Origin of the sequence: Streptomyces flavofungini (genome assembly GCF_041028215.1) — a bacterium.
Taxonomy (GTDB): domain Bacteria; phylum Actinomycetota; class Actinomycetes; order Streptomycetales; family Streptomycetaceae; genus Streptomyces; species Streptomyces flavofungini_B.
Genome location: NZ_JASKYR010000358.1, coordinates 1 through 9,137, shown reverse-complemented (window position 1 = coordinate 9,137; position 9,137 = coordinate 1). Strand labels below are relative to the sequence as shown.

Here is a 9,137-nt window from a genome sequence, read left to right as displayed (position 1 = left end):
GCCCAGGAGCGGAGGCAGAGCCGGGCGGCGGGGGAGAGGTGTTCGCGGTGCCGCTCCAGTGCCCGGCGGCCACGCGGGTCGCCCGTGTAGGCGGTGGCGAGCAGGAGCTTGAAGACCATCTGCCCCCGGAGGTCGCCGAAGGCGGCGGTGTCCGAGGGCGCGCCACCGGAAACCGTGCCGCCGAGCGCCGCATCACCCCTGGCCGTGTCACCGGCAGCGGTCAGTGCGTCCAGCGCCCCCGGCAGCAGCGTGAACGTCGATTCGAAGTCGACGTGATGGCTCTGGTCGACGTAGACGACCGCGTAGGCGAACAGCGGGGCGACGTCCCGTGGGACCGGGCCCCGGCGCAGCTCCGCCACCAGCTCCGCCGCGTACGCCAGGCGCCCGCCCCGAGCGGACATCACGGCCGCCCAGGTCAGCCGCCGGGCACGGTCGTCGGGGTCGGTGCTCAGGGCCGCCGCGCGGTCCAGGAGCAGGGCGCCCTCCGCGTCACCGCCGCGCAGGGCCAGGCGCGTTCCGGCCTCCTGGAGGCGCGCCGCCAGGCGTGGATCGGGGCCGTCGGCGGCGGCTGCCTCGTGCGCGAGGCGGCGGGGATCGTCCGGACGCAGCCGCCCGGCGAGCAGCCGGTGCGCGGCCCCGCGCTCCGCCGCCGACGCGGCGGCGATGACGGTGCTGCGCACCAGCGGGTGCCGGAATTCGAGGCGCCCGGCGGCGTCGAGGCGCGCCAGTCCGCTCGCCTCGATGAGGCCGAGACTCCGCTCGGCTCCGTCCTGGGCCGCCCCTCTGCCGTCTCCGTCCGCTGCCACGCGTCCGTCGGTGCCGCCGAGGGCGGCCAGCAGCAGGATCTGTGCGGCGCTCGCGGGCAGTGACCGCAACCGGTGGGCGAAGAGCCTCTCAAGGCGTTCGCCCAGCGGCAGCCGGTCGGGCAGCGGTGGCATGCCGGGGTGGTGTGCGGCCGTCAGCCGGCCGGGCAGCTCGGCGAGGGCGAGCGGATTGCCCGCCGCCTCCCGCACCACGCGGCGCGCGGCCGAGGCCGTGAGCTTCGGGTGCCAGTGCCGCAGCAGGGCCGTGGAGTCCTCGCCCGACAGGGCTTCGACCTCCACCGGGTCGGCGGGCCAGCCCTCCAGTGCGGAGCGCTCGGGGCGGCTCGCGCACACCATGACCACGGGCAGCGGGGTGAGGCGCTGGTGCAGGAAGAGGAAGACGGCGGCACTTGAGGGGTCCACCCAGTGCAGGTCGTCGACGAGGAGAAGCAGGGGGCGGTGCCGCGCCTCCGCCGCGACCAGGGCGAGGGCGGCGGCGCCCACCATGAACCGCTCGGCGGGCAGGCCGTCGCGCAGACCGGCGGCACGTTCGAGCGCGGCCAGCTGGTGCGGGGGCAGCGCACGCGCCCTGTCCCGCAGGGGCCGAAGGAGCCGGTGCAGTGCGCCGAAGGCGGTGCCGGTCCCGGCCTCGTCCCCGGCGACGCGCAGCACGCCGAAGCCGTCCCGTCCGGCACGGGCGGCCGTCCAGTCCAGCAGGGCGGTCTTCCCGATGCCGATGTCCCCACGCAGGACGATCGCGCCACCGACCGCGCCGCTGACCGCGTGACCTGCGGTCGCAGGGGAAGGCGCGTCGGCCAGTGTCCCCGCACGTGCGTCACGCAGGGCCTGTTCGAGCAGCGCCGTTTCCCGTCGCCGCCCGACTAGCGTTCCGGCGGCTTGCCCGGCTTGCCCGGCTTGCGGGCCTCGCCCGGTCGACGTTCCGGCAGTCTCTCCGCTCCGCATGGCCTGCCCCTCCGCGCTCCCAGCGGTCATCCTCACCACCACCGTGGCAGCGCCGCGCTGCCCCACCGTGCAGGGCGCCTGCCCCTGCGCGCAGGAGGCGCCGTACCCCCTGGCCCGCAAGGGCCGGGCCGCCGAGGCTTGCCGCATGAGTCCGACGATGTCCCCGCCGCCCCGCACCTCCTCGTTCCGCGACGTCCACGAGGTCCACGAGGTCAACGAGGCCCATGAGGTCCACGAGGTCGGGTTCCTGCGGGTGCGCACGGAGCGGGGAGCGGCGCGTTCCGTACGGTACGAGCCCACGCCGGGCACGAACACCGAACCGTCCGTGCTCCTCGGCCTGCACACCCTCGGCCGCGCCACGCTCGTCCGGCGGGGGAGCGCCGACCTCTGCCTGCCGGGTGACCTCTTCGCCGCTGACGGGGCGGAGCCCCTGGCGCTGGACGAGGCGGAGGAGTTCGAGCTGCACCTCGTGCTGGTCCCGCGCCGCGTGCTCACCCTCACCGACGAGCGGGTCAGCGCCCTGAGCGGCCTGCGCCCCGCCGCTGACGGGACCGTCGCGCCGCTGCTCGCCCCGCTGGTACGCCGGGCCGCCGGGGCGGGGCCCGGGACCTCGCCGCGCTCCGCGCTCCGGCTGGCCGGTGGCATCGCCGACCTCGTCGAGCTCCTCGCCACCGCCGCCGAAGGGGCGGAAGCCGAGCCGCAGGGAGGCGGCGGCAGCGGCGGGCAGGACCGTGAAGTCCTCTTCCGCAGGCTGCGTGCCTACGTCGACGCCAACCTCTGGGACCGCGATCTGACGCCGTCGGCCGTCGCCGAGGCCCAGCACATCTCCCTGCGCTATCTGCACAAGCTCTTCGAGGGCCGGGGCAGCACGGTCGGCCGGTGGATACAGCACCGCCGCCTGGAGGAGGCCCGGCGGGAGCTGGCCCGCCCCGGGCGCGAGGACATCACCGTCTCGGCGGTCGCCAGGCGCTGGGGCTTCGCCAGTGCCACCCACTTCAGCCGCAGTTTCCGCGCGGCGTACGGCATGTCACCCAGCGACTGGCGGGACGGGCGTACGAGGCGTGGGTGAGCCGCCCGCGTCGAGCGGTGCCGGGGCGGGAAGTTCACCGGTCCGTGCCGCCATGCGCCGCCACTGCTGCGGCGGGCAGCCGTACACCGCCTTGAACGCGCGGCTGAAGTGCGCCGCGCTGCCGAAGCCCCAGCGCGCCGCGACCACGGCCACGGAGGGGCTCACCCGTGCGCGCCTGGTGAGTTCCTGGGCGCAGCGTTCGACCCGGCGGAGCTGGATCAGCCTGCCCACGGTGATGCCCTCGGACTCGAAGAGACGGTGCAGATAGCGGGTGGAGATGAGGTGGGCCGCGGCGACGCGTTCGGCGGAGAGGCCGGGGTCGCTCAGGTGCTGGTCGATGTACCGGCGGATCGCGCCGGTGAGCTGGTGCCGGCCGGAGGGCGGCGGACCGTCCTCGTCCTCGGCGGCGTCCTCGACCAGAGCGGCCACCAGGTCCGTCACGAAGCCGCCGAGCCGCTCGCCCACCTCGGCAGGGAGCAGGCCCGCCGACGCCTCCAGGTGCGGGAGCAGTTCGGCGGCCGGGCAGGCGGGGCGGGCCAGCACCCGGGCCGTGGCCGGGCGCAGGGCGGTCGCGGGTACGTGCAGCGCGTGCAGGGGAACGCGCAGGGCGAGCAGGCGGCCGCCGTCCGGGCGGTCGAGCGAGAAGGCGGTACGCAGGTCGAGCAGGGCCGCCTCGCCGCCCGCCACGCTCGTGGCGCGGCCGTGCTGGGCCAGGCGCAGGGTTCCCTCGCGCGGGAGCAGCAGCGCCACCGCGTCCTCGCCGGGCCGCGCCGTGGCGGTGCCGGGGCGCCGGGTGAGCCGCAGGGGGCCCGTGTCGCAGGCGAGCAGGCGTACGTAGCCGAGGTGGTGGAGTGTGACCCTGCCCCGTGCACGTCCGTCAGAGGGTTCCGCGACCGGTGCCAGCCAGCGGGAGAAGGCGGCCGCCACATCGGCGGACGATTCCGGCGCGGGCTCCGGGACGGATTCCGCTTCCGGTTGCGGGGACTCGGCTGTCGCCGATCTAGCGCTCATGTACGGGAGTCTGCGCCGGGCGGCGCGTGCCCCGTTAAGTCATTTGACTGTGGTCCGAGGTCATTTGTCTGCGCTCCGTGCGCGGGCGAAGTGTGCACGCAGCGGCATGTGCCGCCGCCGCACCCGTGTCCCCGCAGGGCCGCGTGACCCCTAGGGTGGGTACTCCGTGCCCGGTGGAGCCGCGGACGGCACCGTGATCCGCCTCTCGTGCAGGAGTCCCCCGTGGAAGCAGATGTTCCGGCCGCCCGGGAGAGACCTGTCCTCGAACGGCGCACGCGGTCCTTCGCCGAGAGGTACGCCTGCCCCGCGGCGGTGGAGCCGGACGACGCCGTCTCCCGTACGCGCATGGCGGCACTCTGGGACGGCGACGGCTCCGACGGTCCTGACGTCGAGGAGGAGTGGCTGGCGCTGCCGGGCCCCGGGGGCAGCCGCATACGGGTGCGCATCCTGCGCCCCGCCGACATGGCGGGGGCCCCCGGCGCGGAGCAGCAGCCGCTGCCCGTCGTGCTCTACCTCCACGCCATCGGCTGGATGCTCACCGACGCCTACGCCCACCGGCAGTTCCTGACCGACCTCGTGCTCGGCGCGGACGCCGCCGTCGTCGTGCCCGAGTACGACGCCCCGCGCGATGCCCGCCACCCCCATGCCGTGGAACGCGCCCACACCGTCGCCCGCTGGCTGGCCGGGCACGGTGCCGAGTGGGGCCTGGACGGGAGCCGGATGGCGGTCGTGGGAGCCAGCGCCGGGGCCCAGCAGGCCGCCGCGCTCACGCTCGTGGCGCGCGAGCGGGGCGGCCCGGCCCTGCGCCACCAGGTGCTCGTATGCCCGGTGACCGATGCCGCGATGGACACGCCGTCGTACCGGCACTTCGCGGAGGGGTACTTCCTGGGCCGTGCCGCCATGCGCGGCTACTGGCAGCAGTACGCGCCCGACCGCGCCAGCCGTGCGCACGGCCTCGTCTCACCGCTGCGCGCACCGCTGGGCGGTCTGCGCGGCCTGCCGCCCGCGCTGGTGCTCACGGCCGAGGCCGATGTGCTCCGCGACGAGGGAGAGGCGTACGCGGCACGGCTGCGCGAGGCGGACGTGCCGGTCGTGTCCCTCCGCTACCAGGGCACGATCCACGGCTTCCTGCTGTTCGACCTGCTCCGTGCCACGGAGGCGTCGAGGGCGGCGCGCATCCAGGTGACGGACACCCTGCACGCCGCCCTGCACGGGGCCTAGCCCCGCCCGGCGGTTAGCCGCAGGGGATCACGTAGCGGACGGGGTTCCAGTCGCCGTGGGCGTCCGAGCTGTAGGCCCGCGGTGTCTTGTAGACCAGGGTGCCGCGCCTCAGGTGGAGACGTAGTACTTCGTGTTGCACTGGGACATCTTGATGATGGAGCCGCTGAAGTTGTCCCGCTGGTAGGCACAGAAGTTGCCGGACACTCCGGGAGTACCCAGGCACGGGTCGGCGGCGGCGCGCGTTCCGTCGCCCGAGGTGAAGTCGCGCGGGTGGGCCTCGCCGGGCAGGGCGACGAGGACCTCGCCCTTGCCGTTGAGGTCGACCTTGTTGAGCGCGACCTGGGTGCCGCCCATCTTCTTCAGGTAGCGGTCCACGTCCGCCTGGAGCGCCGTGGTCTGCGCACTGGTCAGGTGCGCGGACTCGGCCGGCTGGGCGAAGCGCGCGGCGGACGGGGTGCCCGTTCCGGCCGACCCCGGTCCCGCTGACGCCGCCGAACCCGCCTCGGCCGTGCCCACGCCCGTGGCGAGCATGAGCAATCCGCCTGCCGCCGCGATGGCCACGCGACCCTTCGTGACTGCCATTTCTCTCCCCCTGCCTCCCGTTTCAGCCGCCCTGGCGGAGCCGCCGCCATTCACCGGGCGACATGCCGTACGCCGCCTGGAACCGTCGGCTGAAGTGGCTCGGGCTGCTGAACCCGCACCGGGCGGCGAGGGCGGCGACCGTGAGGCGGTCGTAGCGCGGCGCGGCCAGCATCCGCCGGGCCTTGGCGAGGCGTTCGGTGATGAGCCACTGTTCGAGGCTGATGCCCGCTCCGCTGAGGAGGAGGTACAGGCCACGGACGGAGATCGCGTGCTCCCGCGCCATCCGCTCCGGGGTGAGGTCGCGGTCCGCGAGGTGGCGGCGGGCGTAGGCGAGGACCCTGGTCAGCAGGGTCTCGTCCATCGTCGCGCGGACGACGGGGGCGTCCTCGGCGTGCGCGGCCGACTGGAGCAGGGCGCGCACGAGTTCGGTCGTGGCCGTGGCGAGGGCCTCGGCGCCGGGGTCGGCCGCGAGGCGCCCGGGGTCGCGCCACACGCCGCGCAGATGGTTCAGGACCAGGTCGTACATCGGGCTCGCGCGCAGCCGCAGCGAGGCCCTGACCACCGTCTCCACCGGCACGTCGAGACGGTCCACGTCGAACATCATGGACTGGGACGAACCGTCGCCGGACCAGCCGTACGTACGGGGCGACAGCTCGTGGAACACGCAGATGTCGTCCTGGCCGAGGAAGTGTCTTCGCCCCTCGGTCTCGGCGCGGTGGGTGCCCAGCGGCTGGAGCGAGACGGAGACGACGGGGCTGCTGCGGTGGTGGCGCACATGGCGTTCGTCCCTGCGCACCTCGAAGCCCGAGTTGCGGGTCGAGAACAGGTCGAGGCCGCCCACCCGCCACAGTTCCATCCGGGCGTGCATCGCCCGCGGGCCGGCTTCGGGCTCCTCGTGGTGCACGTCGTTGGGCACCAGCGAGTCGGTCAGGGCATGACGGAACGCCTCGGCCCGCTCGCGCGGTGCCACGGTGGCGAGATCGAGCAGCAGCACAGCACTCCCAAGTAACTACCCCCGACAACCACCTAGGCAGGCCGTGCGCGGAACCCGTGTGCAGAACCCCCTAGGAGGGACATCTTGCCTGATCACGGGTGGTGCCTCGGAGCCGGGTCCCGGCTCAGACCGCGGTCGCCCGCGCGTCCTTCCTCTCCTCCGGCTGCTCGACCGGCACTCCGAGGGGGCGCGCGAGGCCGACGATGCCCTCGTCGAGGCGTTGCAGGTGGCGCAGCACACGGAAGGCCACCGAACCGGTGCGCAGCACCTGATGGCGGCCGCTGTCCAGCATCGAGGCGATGCTGGCGCCCGACTCGATGGTGCCGGTGGTCTCCTCGTCGCGTACGTGCGCGGCGATGAGGTCGATGTTGTGGGTGATGCGGCGTCCCGCGAGGGCGAGCCGGGCGTCGGCCGCGACGCTCTTGCTCGACGGCACGAGCTCCGCCGTCGCCGCCAGCGAACGCGCGTGATAGGCGCTGGTCTCCAGAAGTGCCATGACGTAACGGGCGTTCTGCCGCCTGGCCCGCAGCGGGGCGATCGGATGGGTCAGGGGCTTGGTGGAGCTGCGCAGTCCGTCCAGGGCGGTGTCCAGGTCGCGGGCCAGGTCCACGAGGTCGACCGGGGGCCCGCCGCTGAGCTGGGCCACCGCGGCCGACACCACGTCACGCAGCCGGGCGAGTACGGTGACCAGCTCCTCGTCGGTGCGGTGCGACGTGCGCACCGGGAGGATGAGGACGGCCGCGATGACGCCGCAGGCGGCGCCGAGCGCGGTCTCCTCCACGCGCAGCACGAGGACGTCGAGGCTGTAGGTGTTGAGCAGGGTGTACAGCAGGCCCAGCATCGCGGTGACGAAGAAGGACATCAGCGCGTACGACAGCGGCGCGGTGAAGAACATGCCGAACACGCAGAGCAGGACGAGGGCGAACGCCAGCCACGTGTGGTTGCCCACGGCACCCGCCAGCGCCACCCCCGCCACCACGCCGAGGACCGTGCCGAGCAGGCGGCGGTAGCCCTTGACCAGGATCTCGCCGGTCGAGGCGGTGTTGAGGAAGACGACCCAGCAGGTCAGGACGGCCCAGTACCAGCGCTGCGTGGAGAGGAACTCACCGCCCACGATCGCGAGCGCGGAGCCCACCGCGACCTGTACGGCCGCCCTGGTGGTGGGTCGCCGCAGGCCGGTGGGTTCCTCCTCCTCGGCCTGCGCGGCCTCACCGGCTATGGAGATCTCCTCGGCCTCGAACTCCTCGCGGGAGCGGACCGCCTCGGGGCTGTCGTACTCCTCGTCGTGCGGGCCGTCCACCGCGAGCCGCAGGCCGAGGATGGCGCGGGCCGCCTCACCGATCGCGCGGAAGCAGTCCTGGACGGGCGGCGAGCCCTTGGGCAGGCCCTGCTCCTCGCGGTAGCCGAGCAGGCGGTTGCGTACGTAGGGCAGCGCCGTGCCCCGGTCGTCGGGCACCAGACGGACCACGAGCAGGTGCAGTGCCCGCAGGTCCCTGCGCAGGGCCGAGCCCGCGTCGTCGGCGAGCCGGGCGCGCGGCGGCAGCGGCGCGGCGGCCTGCGGCAGGTGCAGCGTGAGGGTGTCCACGCGCTCGGCGCTGCGGGCGTTGAGGAGCAGGACGCCCAGGCGCTCGGCGGCGATCTCGGCGTCGGCGACCCTGCGCTGGAGCAGCGCGGCGACGGAGGCGTCGCTGGTGCCCTCCTCCAGACGGCCCTGGATCATCAGCGCGGCCTCGTGCAGCCGTGCGGTGCTGCGTCGCAGGTCGCCGAGGACCTTGTCCACGTCACCGGTGTCGGCTTCGAGGAGTTCGATCTGATGGGCGACCAGTTGGGCGAGGCGGGCCCGGAACGCCTCGCGCAGCCGCCGCAGCGTGCGCTCCGGTGTCTCGGGCACCACCGCGAACCGTACGAAGGCGCTGCACGCGAACGCCACGGTCAGCGTCAGGAAGAGAGCGGGGACCGCGGAGACGGACGCGCTGACGAAGAGCGAGACGAAGTAGACCTGGAAGCCGATCAGGCCGAGCGCGGTGCCCCGGTCGCCGAAGCGGCGGCAGTAGACCGCTCCGAAGATCAGCACGATGAAGAAGAGGTCGCCCGCGACGACCCGGGAGTTGAGCAGCGCCCCCAGGGCGATGGCCGCGAGCGCCACGGGCAGGCCGAGCGCCAGCGTGACCGCCTGGCCGCGCACCTCCTTCTCCTGGATGGCGAAGGTGGCGACCATCGCCGTCATCGCGCCCGCGACCAGGTGGGTCACCGAGGTGCCGAGCAGGGCGAGCACCGCGAGCGCGAGCAGGATCGCCCCCACCGTGCGCAGTCCCGCCATGAGGCGCAGAAGCCCCGGGTCCGACGCCGAGAACCGGTCCCAGACGCCCTTCGCTGTCCGTCGTGCCGCTGTCATCGCGATGCCGTACTCCCCGCTTCCGGTTGCTCGGTGCCCTTCGGTGCTGCCCAGCATCGCATGACCGCGCGGGAGGAGATCAAGGCTGGTGGGAGGGGG

Annotated in this window: 7 protein-coding genes; 2 read left to right on the top strand and 5 right to left on the bottom strand. The window is 74.2% G+C overall.

The window, feature by feature from the left end:
* Positions 1-1,766, bottom strand: a 1,766-nt coding sequence (locus AB8Z36_RS23385) for an AAA family ATPase (RefSeq protein ID WP_369215330.1), incomplete at its 3' end; no start/stop codon positions are given.
* Between AB8Z36_RS23385 and AB8Z36_RS23380 the strand changes: the two genes are divergently transcribed.
* Entirely contained in the window at positions 1,765-2,835 is a 1,071-nt protein-coding gene (locus AB8Z36_RS23380; protein WP_369215329.1) for a helix-turn-helix transcriptional regulator, read from the top strand. The genes AB8Z36_RS23385 and AB8Z36_RS23380 overlap by 2 nt on opposite strands.
* Here AB8Z36_RS23380 and AB8Z36_RS23375 read toward each other — a convergent pair.
* The gene (locus AB8Z36_RS23375) at positions 2,794-3,846 is read right to left on the bottom strand and encodes a helix-turn-helix domain-containing protein (protein WP_369215328.1); all 1,053 of its coding nucleotides are present in this window, start codon (positions 3,844-3,846) and stop codon (positions 2,794-2,796) included. The genes AB8Z36_RS23380 and AB8Z36_RS23375 overlap by 42 nt on opposite strands.
* A gap of 222 nt (positions 3,847-4,068) precedes the next feature.
* Between AB8Z36_RS23375 and AB8Z36_RS23370 the strand changes: the two genes are divergently transcribed.
* The gene (locus tag AB8Z36_RS23370) at positions 4,069-5,067 is read left to right on the top strand and encodes an alpha/beta hydrolase (RefSeq protein WP_369215327.1); all 999 of its coding nucleotides are present in this window, start codon (positions 4,069-4,071) and stop codon (positions 5,065-5,067) included.
* A gap of 108 nt (positions 5,068-5,175) precedes the next feature.
* On the opposite strand, the gene AB8Z36_RS23365 is transcribed toward AB8Z36_RS23370, so the two are convergent.
* The 3 genes from AB8Z36_RS23365 to AB8Z36_RS23355 form a co-directional block, all read right to left on the bottom strand.
* Entirely contained in the window at positions 5,176-5,649 is a 474-nt protein-coding gene (locus AB8Z36_RS23365; protein ID WP_369215326.1) for a hypothetical protein, read from the bottom strand.
* Between the two features lie 22 nt (positions 5,650-5,671).
* Positions 5,672-6,643 carry an AraC family transcriptional regulator gene (locus AB8Z36_RS23360; RefSeq protein ID WP_369215325.1) on the bottom strand — a complete coding sequence of 324 codons (972 nt, stop codon included), beginning with the start codon at positions 6,641-6,643 and terminating at the stop codon, positions 5,672-5,674.
* A 124-nt stretch (positions 6,644-6,767) separates the two neighbouring features.
* On the bottom strand, positions 6,768-9,038 hold the full coding sequence (locus tag AB8Z36_RS23355; protein WP_369215324.1) for an FUSC family protein: 2,271 nt from the start codon (positions 9,036-9,038) through the stop codon (positions 6,768-6,770).
* Between the last annotated feature and the right edge of the window lie 99 nt (positions 9,039-9,137).